This is a genomic window from Candidatus Palauibacter australiensis (assembly GCA_026705295.1).
Lineage (GTDB): Bacteria > Gemmatimonadota > Gemmatimonadetes > Palauibacterales > Palauibacteraceae > Palauibacter > Palauibacter australiensis.
Genome location: JAPPBA010000010.1, coordinates 1 through 13,443, shown reverse-complemented (window position 1 = coordinate 13,443; position 13,443 = coordinate 1). Strand labels below are relative to the sequence as shown.

Here is a 13,443-nt window from a genome sequence, read left to right as displayed (position 1 = left end):
TATGAAGGCGTCGACGAACGAGTGCGTGAGCACCTGGTCGACGAGGAGATCACGAGACCTACCACCGGGATCCATCGGCGGCCTCCGGCACGACGCGCGAGGCCGACGGAGGCATGACCCACGGGGCGCGCACCCGGAACGATGGCGTCGCCTCGGTCCACGACCGTGAGTCCGAAGCTCCGACGGCACCTGTCCCGGACGGCGCCCCCCTGGCATTGCTGCAGGAGATCGCCTTCGCACCGTCCGGCGGCGCGGCCTCTCGCGAACGAACCTTCATCGCGGATTGGCGACCGCACCCGTTTCGGCTCGCCGGCCTGCCGGATGTCGAACCCGACTCCGGGTCCGGCCGCATCCGTCTCCGTCTCGAGTCCGAACCGGGCCTCCCCCGCCTTGAGAAGACGCTGGAGATTCGGGGCGACGGCAGGATCGAAGCGACGCTCGACTGGAGCGCGGCGGACCTCCCCAAAGGTAGCCTGATCGCCACCCGGCTGTCGCTCGCACACCCGCTGCGAGTCGAGCCGATGGTGATCGAGGGCGAGTCACGTACGCCTCGGGAGTCGCGCACGCGGATTGTCACGCTGGCGCGATCCGAGCGAGGGTTCGAGGAAATCGATCAGGGGGAACTCGTCGAACTCGCCTGGCCGGCCGCGGCCGCGGGTGCCGGCGTCCGCCTGAATCCCGAGCGCGATCCCTGCGCCGCCGGAGGCGCGGGATGACGGGGGGCGGACGCTCCGCACGTCGCCCGGGCTGGGCGGTCCTGCTCCTCCCGGCCATTGCCGCCGCCTGCGGAGAGGCCGACACCGTCGCGCCCGCCGAGACCGGCCCGGCGTCCATCGTCGTCCTGGCGGGGGCGGACCAGCGAGGCGTCCCCGGGCGCCCGCCGGCCGAAGCGATCGCGGTCCGCGTCCTCGACGGCGACGGACGCCCCGTTCCCGGCGCCGCCGTCACGTTTCAGCCCGGTGCCGGCCACGGGATCGCGGACCCGACTTCGACGACGGCGGACGTCGCCGGCGAGGCGGCGACGTCGTGGACGCTCGGGGCCACGCCCGGCCCGCAGCGCCTCGAGGTCTCCGCCGGCCGGGCAAGCGCCACGATCCGTGCCGAAGCGGTCGATCTGGAAGCGGAACTCGATGCGCTGTTCGCCCCCGCCACGGCGACGGAGGTGGAGGCGGTGCGGGCCGACTGGGCCCGCCGCGACATTTCCGCAGCCGGGGTCTCGGTCGAACTGACCGAAGAGTTGGCGCTTGGCGAGTCGACCGCCACACTCCGGATCGTCTCGCATGTGGTCGCGGGCGCCCGCCACTTCGGCGCCATCATCGTGCCGGACGGCGCGGCGCCCGAGACCCTGCCCCTGCTGATGTACACTCACGGGGGCGACGGCGGCGTGTCGGTCGACGCCATCGATATCGTGGTGCTGGCCCTCGCTGAGCGGAGCCGTCGGTTCGTCTACGCGATCCCCTCATTCCGCAGCGAGCCGCTCCGCTACGGGAGCCGGAGCTGGGTGTCCGACGGCCCCTCGGGTCACTGGGACTACGATGTCGACGACGCACTCGCGCTCGCGAACGTCGTCTTCGAGACGACGCCGGAGGCCCGGCCGGACGCCATCCACATCGTCGGTGGCAGCCGGGGGGCCGGCGTCGCCCTGCTCGCGGGCGTGCGGGACGAGCGGGTCGAGCGCATCGCGGCGTTCTACGGGCCGACGGACTTCTTCGACGACTGGATCAAGGTGATTGCGCGGAAGACCGCGCTCGACGGCCCCTGGGATCTGCCCGGTCTCATCCATCTCGACTCCACCGTCGTGCAGCCGCTCGTCCGGGGCACCCTGTCCACCTCCGAGGCGCGCCGCGAACTCGTGCGCCGCTCGTCCGTCCTCTTCGCGGACGATCTCCCCGCGGTCCAGGTGCATCACGGCACGTCGGATTTCGTCGTGCCCGTGAGTCAGGCGGAGTCGCTGATGCGAACGATGGCCGCTCTCGGCCGCACCGCCCCCGATTTCGAGGCGTTCATCTACGAGGGTGGCGGCCACGATTTCCTCGCCCTTCCCGGGGCCATCCCCCGCGCGGTCGAGTTCATCGCCCAGGCACTGCAACCGAAAGGAAACCCGTAAGGATGAGGACCAGGATCGCCCACACCATCGAGATCTTCGAGGCCGCGCGCAGACCCCTGTTCACCGTGCTCGACGGGATATCGCGGGAGGATCTCGACTGGCAGCCCGCGGACGGGATGCGCGGGATCGGGAAGATCTGCCGCCACATGTACCGCGTGGACGTCTGGTTCCTGAAGCAACTCGGCATCGTGCCCGTAATCCACGAAGACGCCCCCGGTTCGGCGGAGGAGATCGCCGCGCGCATGCGTACGATCCAGGAACAGATCATCGCCGAGGTGGACGCCTGCGAGAGCGACGCGGAGCTCGCGGCCGAACGTACGTCTCCGGACGGAGAAAGGACGTTGCGGCTGGGGGCGACCGTCCTCCATATCGCCCAGCACTATCTTTATCACCTCGCGCAGATCACCTACCTGCGCCGCATCCGTGACCGCGAGTGGTGCGCGCCGCTGGACGAATGGGAAACGGCCACCCACATCATCGAGGACCGGATTCTGGAGTAGCGGGGACCCGATCCAGCGACCGCGAACGGCGAGGCCGAGATGTCCGTGATACCACAGAGACCCCTGGGGTTCGGCGAGATACTGGATGGCGCCATCCAGTTCTACCGGCGCGACTTCGGACTCTACTTCCTCATCGCCCTCGTGGGCTCTCTCCCCGGCTATGCCATGGGGCTCGCGGTCGGGGTACCCAGCACGGGGGTCGATCCCTCGGGGAACCCCGCCTTCGGCGAGATGGGGTTCGAGTTGGCGATCCTGCTGCCCGCGGCGGCCCTCTCGTGGATCGCGACGCTGGCCGTCGCCGTCGCCATCTGCGCACGGCTGGAGGGTCGCCCGGCGTCGCTGGAGAACGCGTACCGGGGGGTGCTCCGGCCCTTCCCGAGCGCCGCCGGAGGGCACCTGCTCGCCCTGCTCGCCGTCTTCCTCGGAAGCGCGCTCGCCACGATCCCGCTCATCCTTCTGGGGGGGGTCGGGATCGCCGTGTCGGATAGCGCCACCGGAGCGGCGGTCTTCTTCGGAATCGTCGGGCTCTCGGCCGCGCTCGTGATCCTGGGGCTCTGGTTCTGGACCACCTTCGCGATTTTTCCGGCCGTCCTCCTGGAGGGGCGGACAGCGGCGCAGGCGGTACGCCGCTCGCTGAAGCTCAGCAAGGGAGCCCGGCTCCGGGTCCTCGGGATCATGCTCGTCGTGCTGATCATCCGCGACGGTCCCTCCCTCGGCATCTTCGCGCTCTCCGGAGGCTTCGAGATGTTCACGTCGCCCGCCACGGCGGGCACCGTCAGCGCGGGCGTCATGGCGATGCAGAATACGCTCGATCTGCTGTTCGGGTCGCTGATCACGCCATTTGCGGTGGCTACGCTGTTCCTCCTCTACCATGATCGGCGAGTGCGCCTGGAAGCCGCCGATCTGGAGACGGCCGCGGCCGCGATGGCGACGGACGGACAGTGACCCGACTCCCCGGTCCCGCCAGCTTCCCGGCCGGACAGGAGCCGTCGTCCGCCGCCGCACCCCTCCCCTCGCCGGGCGAGATGTCCGACGCGCTGCGGGAGATCCTCGCCCAGCCGGACTTCGTTTCCCCACCCTTGCCTCTCCGGCAGCGGATCCGGGAATGGATCGCCAACACGCTCTCCGATGCGTGGGACTGGCTGCGCCGCTTCCTGTTCGAAGAGGGAGGCGGTCTCATGGAGGTGCTGGCCGTCCTCGTCGTCCTGGCGGCGCTCATCGCGCTGGGAGCGGTGGCGCTGCGCCACGGGCCGCAGTGGGTGCAGGGCGTGCGGGAGAGGAGGGACGAGGGTCCGGAGGACGATGGCGCGCCCACCTCCGCGCGCGAGTGGCTCGGCCTCGCCCGGACGCGCGCGGGTGAGGGAGAGTTCCGGCCTGCGGCCACCGCGCTGTACCAGGGATTCCTCCTCACTCTCCACGGGAAGGGCACGGTGGCGTTCGACCCGTCGAAGACGCCCGGGGACTACGCCCTCGAGATGGAAACCGGCGCCGGTCGCCACTTCATCCATCACTTCCAGGGCCTTTCCTTCGGTCAGGAGACGCCCACGTCGGCGAGTTACGCGGCTCTGGAGGATCTCGCGCGGGACGCGGGGTGCCCGACAGCCGCGCCGAGCCAGGCGTCCGATTCATCGTGAGCGGCGCCGGCAGGTTCAGGACGTTCGCGTGGGTGGGCGCGATCGCGCTGGGAGCGGGACTCGCCGCTTATCTCGCCCGGCCGGCGGGACGCACGGCGCTCGACGTAAGGCGGAGTTCCTTCCGCACGACACCGGACGGCGTGGCCGCGTTCGCTCGCGGGCTCGAACGATTCAGCCGCGCGACCGCGCCCCGGCTCACGCCGCTGGCCGACGCCGATCCGGTCCCGGGGGCGCTCGTGCTGCTCTCACCCGATGTCGTGCCGAGCCCGGTCGAGGTCCACGCCGTCCTGGAGCGCGTGCGCCGCGGAGGCACCCTCGTGTATTCGCCGCGGCTGTTTCCGGCCATCTCCAGCACGTTGAGGATCACGCCGCTGATGGATTCCCTGGGGCTCGCGTTCCGCGTGCCCCGGCCGGGCGACCTGGAGCAGCCGGAGTGGGCCGCCCACCCGCTGACCGACAGCCTGCCGGCGCCGATGGCTCCGCGCCGCGCGCTCCGGCGGATGACGTCCCGCGAACTCGGCGAAGGCACGCGCTCCGTCCCCCCCCTGCAACCGTTGCTCACCCTGGGGAGAGATGAGGACCCGAGGTGGACCGGCGCCGGCCTCATGCCCTTCGGGGAGGGGCACATCGTCGTCCTCAGCGATGCCGAGCCGCTCTCGAACGGTCGCGTCGCCGACGACCCGCTGGCGCTCGTCGTCATGCGGGCCGTACTCACCCACACGACGCCCGCCGACACGATCTTCTTCGCCGAGTTCCACCAGGGCGTCCGCGGCTACGAGAGCACGGCGAGGCGCTGGGCGGGGTTCGTCTTCGGCACGGCCCAGGGGCGAACGCTCTTGCAGCTCCTCCTCGCCGCGTTCCTCGCGCTCGCGAGCGCGGGGCTGCGCTTCGGCGCCCCGACGACGGCCGTTGCTCCGCCGGACCGGGAACGAAGGTCGCCGCTCGAACACGTCTCCGCGCTCGGCGACCTGTACGAGAAAGCGCGGGCCCGGCGGACGGCCGCTCTCCTCCTCCTGGCGCGGCTGGCCCGCGGCGCCCGGCGCCCTCCGCCGAGGGACGTCGCCGAGGCCCGGGCCATGATCCGTGAGCTGGAGGCCCGGCGGGGAGAGCAGCCCGCTCTGGCCCGGATCCGGCGCGGCTTGCGCGCCGATCCGGTGGACCTGACGATGGTCGCCGCCGGAATCGACGACCACCTCGGACGAAGGGCGGAGTCATGACGACGCACGACGCGGCGCTGCGTCTGCTGGGCGACATCGAGAAGGTGATCCTGGGTCAGGAGACCGTCCTGAGGCAGCTCATGATCACGCTCCTCGCCCGGGGCCATGCGCTCCTCGAGGGCGTGCCGGGGACGGCCAAGACGCTGTCCGTCCGTGCCCTCGCCCGCGGGCTCGGGCTCGATTTCGGCCGTGTCCAGTTCACGCCCGATCTCATGCCCACGGATCTCGTCGGCGTGAGCGTACTGGACGACACGCAGCGGAACTTCCGCTATCGGCCCGGGCCCGTGTTCACCGATCTCTTGCTCGCCGACGAAATCAACCGCGCGCCGCCCAAGACCCAGGCGGCGCTGCTGGAGGCGATGGAAGAGCGCCAGGTCACCGTTGACGGCGCCACGCGCGCCCTGCCCGCGCCGTTCACGGTCTTCGCCACCCAGAATCCGGTCGAGTACGAGGGGACCTATCCCCTCCCCGAAGCGCAGGTCGACCGCTTTCTGATGAAGGTCGTGATCGACTATCCGCCGGAGGAGGCAGAGCGGACAATCCTCGACCGCCACGAGGCGGGGTTCCGGGCCGACGACGAAACCACGTATCCGATGGACGAACCGCTGACGCGCGAGGCACTCCTTGCGGCGCGCGACGCGGTGGACGGCGTCCACATGGATGAGAGGATCCGGCGCTACGTGACCGGGATCGTGCGGGCGACGCGGGACGACCAGGCATTCGCGCTCGGAGCGAGCCCCCGCGCCGGCGTGGCCCTCTTCCAGGCCGCGAGGGCGGAGGCGTTTCTGCACGGCAGGGACTTCGTCACGCCGGACGACGTGAAGTCGCTCTCGTTCCCGGTGCTCCGGCACCGCGTCGTGCTGACCGCCGAGGCGGAGGTCGAGGGGCGTTCTTCCGACGACGAACTTCGGGCGCTCCTCGAGACGCTGGAGGCGCCCCGATAGTCCGCATCGCGGTGGTGCCGAGCGGGCGGACATTGTGGCTGCTGGGGCTGACCTCGTTCGTTTTCACGTTCTCGGCGGCAGCCGCCCTGGTGGCGGACGCCGCCATCCTCCTCCTGGTCTGGATCGACGGCCGGCGGACGCGGCCTCCATCGGCCTCCCGCACGGCGCCGCGCATTGCGGCGCTCGGGGAGATCGCCGAGGTCGCGATCGAGTTGGGCAACCCGGCGGAGCGTCGGCTCTCCATCCGGCTGACGGACGATCTCGATCCCTCCCTCCGCCGCCTCCCCGGGCGCGATGGAAGCGATGCGTGGGAGGCGGGCGTGCGACTGGACGTCCCCCCCGCTTCGGTCGTGCGCACCGGCTACCGGGTGCGCCCGCGCACGCGCGGGTTTCTCGCAGTGGGCGCGATCCACCTCCGTACACGCTCGCCGTGGGGGTTCGCTTGGCGGCGTTCCACGGTGGACGCGGCGCACACGCTGCAGGTGCAACCCGGGATCCGGAGCCTGCTGCGCGACCGGAGTGGCCACGCGCTCCGGCGCGGCCTGCGCACGGCCGGTTCGCGCCGCAGCCGGCAGTGGGGCGACGGCCGCGAGTTCGAGAGCCTGCGCGACTACGCGGAGGGGGACGACCCGCGCATCGTCGACTGGAAGGCGTCGGCGAAGCGCCAGCGGTTCGTCGTCCGCAACTACGAGGCGGAACGCAGCCAGAACGTCGTCCTCGCCATCGACGCGGGCCGCCACATGCGCGAGCGGTTCGAGGAGCGGGAGCGGGTGGACTTCGCGCTGGCGGCAGGCATGATGCTCGCCAACCGCGCGCGAAGCTTCGGGGACCGCGTCGGAACCGTCGTATTCGACGACGAGATCCGGCATCTGTCGCCGGCCCGCCGGTCCGATCCGGCCGCGCTGGCCCGGATCTTCGCGGGCGTGGAGACGCGGCCGGTCGAGCCCAACTACCCGCTCGCGCTCGCCACGCTGGGCCGGACGTTCCGCAAACGGTCGCTCGTCATCCTCTTCTGCGACGTAATCGACGAAGCCGTCTCGAAGGCGCTCGTGACCTCGCTCGCCCGGATCGGGCGCGCGCACCTCCCGCTGGCCGTCGCCATCCGCAACCCTGCGCTCGAAGCGGCGGCGACGCGGCCCGCGGCGGATGAAGCCGCGGTCTTCCATCGCGCCGCCGCCGAGGAACTCGTGCAGGCGCGCGCGACGACGCTTCAGGTCATGCGCCAGTCGGGGATCCTCGTCGTGGACACGCCGCCCGGCGACGCGCTCGTGCGCACCCTGGACAAGTACGTCGAGATCAAGGAGCGCGGGCTGCTCTGACCTTCCCGCGCGGGCCGGCGTCGGAACCGCGGCCCGCGAAGCCGAAGTACGCCACGAGCAAGAGCGCGGTGGCGCCGCCGAAGGCGAATTTCGCCACGGCCGGAAGTCCGGACGGTGAGTAGAACCCCTCCACGAGACCCGCCACGATCAGCAGGAGCACCGACCCGCCGAGGAGGGAGAGGAAGGCGCCGCCCCGCTCCCGCAGCGCCTCCCGACGCGTGCGCCGTCCGGGCACGAGGAGCGCCGACCCGAGCCCCAGCCCCGCACCGCCGGCCAGGCAGATGGCGGTGAGTTCCATCACGCCGTGCGGGAAGACGAAGGCGAGAATCACCCCCAGAACCTCGTTGTTCGCATACAGACCGAACCCGGCCCCGAGCATGACGCCGTTCAAGACGAGGATCAACACCGTGCCCGCGCCGGCGAGCAACCCGCCCGCGAACGCGAAGAAACTCACTTGCACGTTGTTCGTCACGAGGACCGAGGACAGGGCCGGCCGCGCGGCGCCGTCGACATCGATGTAGGAAGCGTTGATGTCGCCACGAGCGGTGCTTTCTGCTCTTGCCAGCATCTCCGCCGGCATGATCGCACGCGCCCTCGCCGGACGGTCGCGGACGGCCGCGTACGAGGCCAGCATGGGACCGAAAAGCAGCAGGGCCGCGAGGAGCACCGGCCGGTGATGGCGCCGCACCGCCCGCGGCAATTCACGTGCGATCCACCGTCCGAGGGGGACCGCCGCCCTTCCCTTCGCGCGGTACAGGAGGTTGTGTCCGGCCCCCGCCCATCGTTCCACCGCCTCCAGCAGCCCCGGCGAGGCGCCGTAGGTTCGCGCGCGCGCGAGGTCCGCCGTCACGCCGCGATACAGGCGCCCGAACGCGCGCACCTCCGCCTCGCTGAACCGGTCAAGTCCGCCGGCGCGCCCCTTCTCCACGAGGTCCGTGTAGACGGCCCACGCCTCGCGCCGCTCGCGCGCCATCGCCGCGGCCTGCAGGCTCGCCCCGCCCTGGCGCGCCGCGTGTCGTGGAGCTTCTTCCGCGTGCAGCCGGACGAGGCGCGTATCGGGAGCCGCCGGGGAGTCCAATCCCTCCATGCCGTCCCGGTCCATTGTCGGTCGCACCGCATCCCAGATCGAGGCGGCCACGCGGCTCCGGACGTCCGATTCCAGACCGGCCCGCCGCGCGACGTAACCCGACACCAGCGCGAACTGTTCGACGGAGAGTCGCGGGCGGTCCGGTCGACCGGCCGTCCGCGGCTCGTCCCCGAACATCTCGCCGCCTCCCGTGTCCCGGACCACGATCGTGCCGGCGACGAGGTCTCCGAGGCGCTGCGCCCGGCGGTTGAAGAGGATCGACGCGGCCCCGGCCATCCCCGTCACCCCCGGCTGCAGATCCACGATCCGGATCAGGTTGCGGAGCACCGAACCCTGGAAGGAGAGGGGCTCCCCGCCGTCGTGCAGCACCCGCAGCCCCAGGGCGCGTTTCCCCGGCGTGCGTCCGTCCCACACCGCTTCGAAGAAGAGGAAGTACCCCCACGTCGCGAAGAAGATGACGATGTAGAGCACGGCCTGTCCGAGCCCGCCCGTGTACCGAAAGACGAGCGCCACGAGCAGGATGGCCGCCACGATGATGGCCAGATCGAGGGCGAGCGCGGCCGCGCGCGACCCCAGATCCGCAAGCTGGTACTCGAGCTTGACGTGCTCCGGCGTCTCCAGCGAAACCCGCCGGTGAAGCCCCCCCCGCGTGTCACCCATCATGCAACCTCGATGCCGGTTTCGGATCGGTTCCGTACTTCTCGAAGAAGGCATCGGTGCCGGCCGGGAGCAGCAGCCGGTCCGCGATCGCCGCAATCTCCTCCGCCTCGCGCCACGCCTGCTCCAGCACCCACAGCTCGCCCTCGAGCGCGCGCCTTTCCTGCTCCTCGTGCAGCGCCATCTCCAAGGCGAGCCGCGTGGGCTTCGGCATGTTCCTTACGTATCCGGAAACATCCCGGTTGTTGCGACTCGCGTTATCCGGCACGGCATGCGCCAGGTAACGTTCCGGGTGACCCCTCGCTTCGATCTCCGCTACGGCAGCCTGAACGGCCCGACGCGTACCCCCGTTCTCGTTCAGTTTCGGCAGGATCACCGAAGCGACGCGACGGGCATCATCCCCGGCAAAACGGGCGCTTCGGCCCCGCCTCATCACGTCGACGACAAATCCCGGCGTCGCGTCGGCGGGGAACATGCGGATGGTCCCAACATCCATCGGACTGAACTTCACGACTGAGCCCGCATCCATCGGGCCCTCGCTGGTCTCGCGTCCACTGACCGACGTCTTTACCGTGGTACCGCGATACCTCCAGGCCATCCAGACCGCAACAAGCCCGATCGAAGCCGCTGCCGGCACGCTTGCCTGGATGAGCAGGCCGACAGCCGTTCCCACGGGGGCTACAACGGCGTACTGCCGCATTCTCCGCCGGAACAGGTCGCCGTAGCGCCAGGCGGCGAACTCGCTGCGGGGCGGCTTCCCGATGCGGACGAGTTCCAGGCCTTCGCGATGGCGCGCGAGCCCGATCTGATCGGTCGACGCGCGGAGCGGCGTGGCGCGGAAGAGGCGTTCGCACGTCTCCACGGCTTCCCAGCGTTCCTCGAGTGGCGTCAGGTTCCAGCGCCGGCACCTCCGGCACACCACCCACAGCCGACCCCTGGCCGGGTCGAACGCGAGCCGGCGCCCCACCGGAAGGGTCTCGACGACCTCGTTGGATCCCAGCGGCCGCTTGCAGAAGATGCAGGTGCTGTACACGGCTTGGCGTCAGGTCTCGCTACCCGTCTCCCGTGAACCACCGAAGAGACGGAGCAACTCGTTGTAGCGCTTCCATCGGTACGCCGGTTTCCACATCACGGCACCTCCGTGCATTGAGGCTGGAGGCGCCACGCTGGAACCGCGGTGTTGCAGGCGCAAGGGCCGCGGTCAGAGGTCGCGGCGGCGGAACGAGATGAAGGCGATGCCGACGAGGAGCGTCGTCCAGGCGGCGGCGGTTAGGAGGTGCCACGCGGGGTCGACGGCGGCGGACGGCGTCCGGCCCGCCGCCTCGACGGCGGTGGCGTAGCGCTCGTAGGTCGCCGCATCGTAGTTGCGGAAATCCAGGAGCGGGAAGGTGTTCGTAAACGGCAGGTACTCGAGCCAGCCGGCGTGGTCCGGCAGGAAGCGGCGGACGAGCGCGGGCAGCATCCCGGACTCGATGGGGCCGATCCAGAGGAACCATACGGCCAGCGCCGCCCCGGTCCTGCGGATCACGAGCGACAGGAGAAAGGCGAGCGCGGCCACGCTCAGGAAGGCCAGCCCGAGCCCCCCGGCCGCCTGGAATACGGACAGCGGGACGAGCGCCCCCCCGGCGGTCCCGAAGTCGGTTCGAATCAGCGCGAGCACCGTCGGGATCAACACGTGGACGCCGATGAAGGCGAGCCCCACCAGCGGTAGCAGAAGCGACTTGCCCCAGAACCACTGCGACTTCGAGAGGCCGTCGATCACGTTCTGCCGGGCGGTTCGCCAGCCGAACTCCGTCGCCGACAGCAGCACGAGCGTGAGCGCGGCGAAGATTACCACCATGGTGGACTCGTCCCCGAAGACGGCGGCCCAGATGTCGGGGAGCCGGAAGCCCTCGCTGCGGTCGAGGAAGGGCTGGGCGTGGTTCATTACCGTGAAGAACGCGTAGAAGCCGAGGGCGATCCAGAAGGCGAGCCGTTTCCTCGCCTTGAACCACTCGTTGCGCAACAGCACGCCGAACGCCCGCGCGCCCCTCATTGGATCTCTCCAAAGCCCTCGGGCGTGCCCGTGATCTCCATGAAGGCGTCCTCCAGCGATTGCCGTTCCAGCGACAGGTGCGAGGCGTAGATCCCCCGCCCGGCGAGAAAGCGGTTCAACTCGGAGAGCCCGGCGCCTCCGATCTGCACCAGGACGCGGCCGTCCTCGACCCGCGTATGGCCGGCGCCCTCGAACTCCGACACGGCGTCCCGGAGCGTCTCGATGTCCCCATCGGCGCCCACGGCGGCCACCGCTCGGGCGGAGGTGAGTTCGTCCACGCTCCCCTCGCGGACGAGGCGGCCGGTCTCGATGATCGCAACGTGCGTGCAGGTGCGCTCGACTTCGTGCAGCATGTGGCTCGAGAGGAAGATCGTCTTCCCGCGGCTGGCGAGTTCGCGGATGATGTCGCGGATCTCCCGCTGCCCCGCCGGATCGAGCCCGTTGGCCGGCTCGTCGAGGATGATGAGTTCCGGGTCACCGATCATCGTGGCCGCCAGCGCGAGCCGCTGCTTCATGCCCAGCGAGCACGCCTTGAACTTCGTCTTCCGGCGCGAGGCCAGGCCCACGATGTCGAGCACCTCGGCGATGTCCGCGTCGTCGCTCCCCTTCACGCGGGCCACGACCCGCAGGTTGTCCCGGCAACTCAGGTAGGGATAGAAGTTTGGGTACTCGAGCGTCGCGCCGATCCGCTGGCGCGCGGCGTGCAACTCGGCGGGCGTCTGCCCGCCGAACAGCCGGAAGGAACCGCCGGTCGGGTTGATGATCCCCAGGAGCATGCCGATCGTCGTCGTCTTGCCGCTGCCGTTAGGACCCAGGAAACCGTACACCTGCCCCGCCTCGACCTGCACGGAAAGCCGGTCGACGGCGAGCGTCCCGTCCCCCCGCAGCGCTGCGTACCGCTTGGACAGCCCTTCGGTTTCGATGATCGTCATTTGACGTCCTGTGTGGTTCCACCGCCGGCGCGCTCTTCCAGTTGCCGCCGGAACAGTTCCGCTTCCGCGAGCTGATCCAGGAGTTCGCCCCGCTCCCGGCTCTCGCCTTCAAGCCGCTCGACCCGCTCCGCCAACCGGGCGATCGTCTCGCGGTCCCGCCTCATCGGCCCGAGCGCTTCCGCCAGATCGCGCACCAGCGGCCGCAGGGCGAAGTGCGTCGCCATCGCGAGAACCGGGATGCCGATGGTGAAGAAGATCGCGACGATGGCGATGATCATCTCTTCCATGTCTCACCCCCGTACATGCGCTTCATGGGGCATCAGAACGGAAGGCGCGGCGCTGTGGTTTCGCGAGGACGGTAAGGCCACGCTCTGCCAGCCCGCGGAAAGAGCCGCGCTGCTGGGTGCTCGCGAATCGGCGGCGCTACCGGGGAGGCCGGCGGCCGAGAATGCCCCTTCCCCACACGTTGTTCCCGCGGTTCACGTCGGGCATCACGCCGTCCGGGTCGATCTGGACGTTGCGCACCGGCCCGCCGGGCACCGCCAGCACATAGGTGCCATCCACCTGCCACGCGTCTACCGGCACCTCATATCGCTGCTCTTCGCCGTCCCGGTAGAGGATCCGCACCTCGAGCGGCATCGGGATGCCTCCACGATTCTCGAGCACGACCCGTGTCGTATCCCCCAGACGCGTGACGGAAGCGATCGCCTGGTCGAGAATCGCGTCCTCGTAGATCCAGCCCCTGAAGAACCAGTCGAGGTCGTGCCCGGACACATCCTCCATCGTGCGGATGAAGTCGGCCGGCTGCGGGTGCTTGTACGCCCAGCGCCGGATGTACTCCCGGAAGCCCTCGTCGAACACCTCGGGCCCGAGGATCTCCTCGCGCAGCAGGACGAGCACCGCGGCCGGCTTGTTGTAAGCGAGAACCCCGATGTCCGCTTCCGGAATGCTGTCGGCCGGCGTGTACACGGCGTGGCTCGGGAGGCGCGTGTCCGTCGCGATCTGGGCGGG

The 13,443-nt window shown here is 70.3% G+C and carries 14 protein-coding genes; 8 read left to right on the top strand and 6 right to left on the bottom strand.

Annotated features, from left to right (window positions below):
* The first annotated feature begins 113 nt into the window (after positions 1–113).
* Genes OXN85_00445 through OXN85_00410 form a run of 8 tightly spaced genes read left to right on the top strand, consistent with a single transcriptional unit; the run spans position 114 to position 7,721 of the window.
* A complete protein-coding gene (locus OXN85_00445; protein MCY3598429.1) occupies positions 114–716 on the top strand; it encodes a hypothetical protein in 603 nt (200 codons plus the stop codon).
* On the top strand, positions 713–2,107 hold the full coding sequence (locus tag OXN85_00440) for a hypothetical protein (protein ID MCY3598428.1): 1,395 nt from the start codon (positions 713–715) through the stop codon (positions 2,105–2,107). Before OXN85_00445 ends, OXN85_00440 begins: the two co-directional genes overlap by 4 nt.
* Positions 2,108–2,109: 2 nt before the next feature.
* Complete coding sequence (locus OXN85_00435) at positions 2,110–2,607, top strand: DinB family protein (GenBank protein ID MCY3598427.1); 498 nt, start codon at positions 2,110–2,112, stop codon at positions 2,605–2,607.
* 45 nt (positions 2,608–2,652) lie between these two features.
* Positions 2,653–3,552: a hypothetical protein gene (locus OXN85_00430; GenBank protein ID MCY3598426.1), complete on the top strand. Its 900-nt coding sequence runs from the start codon at positions 2,653–2,655 to the stop codon at positions 3,550–3,552.
* Positions 3,549–4,241 (top strand): hypothetical protein, encoded by a 693-nt coding sequence (locus tag OXN85_00425; protein ID MCY3598425.1) that lies wholly within the window; start codon positions 3,549–3,551, stop codon positions 4,239–4,241. The genes OXN85_00430 and OXN85_00425 overlap by 4 nt, the downstream gene beginning before the upstream one ends.
* On the top strand, positions 4,238–5,458 hold the full coding sequence (locus OXN85_00420) for a DUF4350 domain-containing protein (protein MCY3598424.1): 1,221 nt from the start codon (positions 4,238–4,240) through the stop codon (positions 5,456–5,458). The genes OXN85_00425 and OXN85_00420 overlap by 4 nt, the downstream gene beginning before the upstream one ends.
* Positions 5,455–6,402: a MoxR family ATPase gene (locus OXN85_00415; protein MCY3598423.1), complete on the top strand. Its 948-nt coding sequence runs from the start codon at positions 5,455–5,457 to the stop codon at positions 6,400–6,402. The genes OXN85_00420 and OXN85_00415 overlap by 4 nt, the downstream gene beginning before the upstream one ends.
* A 32-nt stretch (positions 6,403–6,434) precedes the next feature.
* Positions 6,435–7,721 carry a DUF58 domain-containing protein gene (locus OXN85_00410; GenBank protein ID MCY3598422.1) on the top strand — a complete coding sequence of 429 codons (1,287 nt, stop codon included), beginning with the start codon at positions 6,435–6,437 and terminating at the stop codon, positions 7,719–7,721.
* On the opposite strand, the gene OXN85_00405 is transcribed toward OXN85_00410, so the two are convergent.
* From OXN85_00405 to OXN85_00380, 6 genes are all read right to left on the bottom strand, one after another.
* Positions 7,699–9,471: a stage II sporulation protein M gene (locus OXN85_00405; GenBank protein ID MCY3598421.1), complete on the bottom strand. Its 1,773-nt coding sequence runs from the start codon at positions 9,469–9,471 to the stop codon at positions 7,699–7,701. The genes OXN85_00410 and OXN85_00405 overlap by 23 nt on opposite strands.
* Positions 9,461–10,498, bottom strand: coding sequence for a hypothetical protein (locus OXN85_00400; protein ID MCY3598420.1), 1,038 nt, complete (start codon positions 10,496–10,498; stop codon positions 9,461–9,463). Before OXN85_00400 ends, OXN85_00405 begins: the two co-directional genes overlap by 11 nt.
* A gap of 168 nt (positions 10,499–10,666) precedes the next feature.
* Positions 10,667–11,500: a hypothetical protein gene (locus OXN85_00395; protein MCY3598419.1), complete on the bottom strand. Its 834-nt coding sequence runs from the start codon at positions 11,498–11,500 to the stop codon at positions 10,667–10,669.
* Positions 11,497–12,432, bottom strand: coding sequence for an ABC transporter ATP-binding protein (locus OXN85_00390; protein MCY3598418.1), 936 nt, complete (start codon positions 12,430–12,432; stop codon positions 11,497–11,499). The genes OXN85_00395 and OXN85_00390 overlap by 4 nt, the downstream gene beginning before the upstream one ends.
* Entirely contained in the window at positions 12,429–12,719 is a 291-nt protein-coding gene (locus tag OXN85_00385) for a hypothetical protein (GenBank protein MCY3598417.1), read from the bottom strand. The genes OXN85_00390 and OXN85_00385 overlap by 4 nt, the downstream gene beginning before the upstream one ends.
* 136 nt (positions 12,720–12,855) lie before the next feature.
* Positions 12,856–13,443 (bottom strand): M1 family aminopeptidase (locus tag OXN85_00380; protein MCY3598416.1); only part of this gene is annotated, 588 nt, incomplete at its 5' end.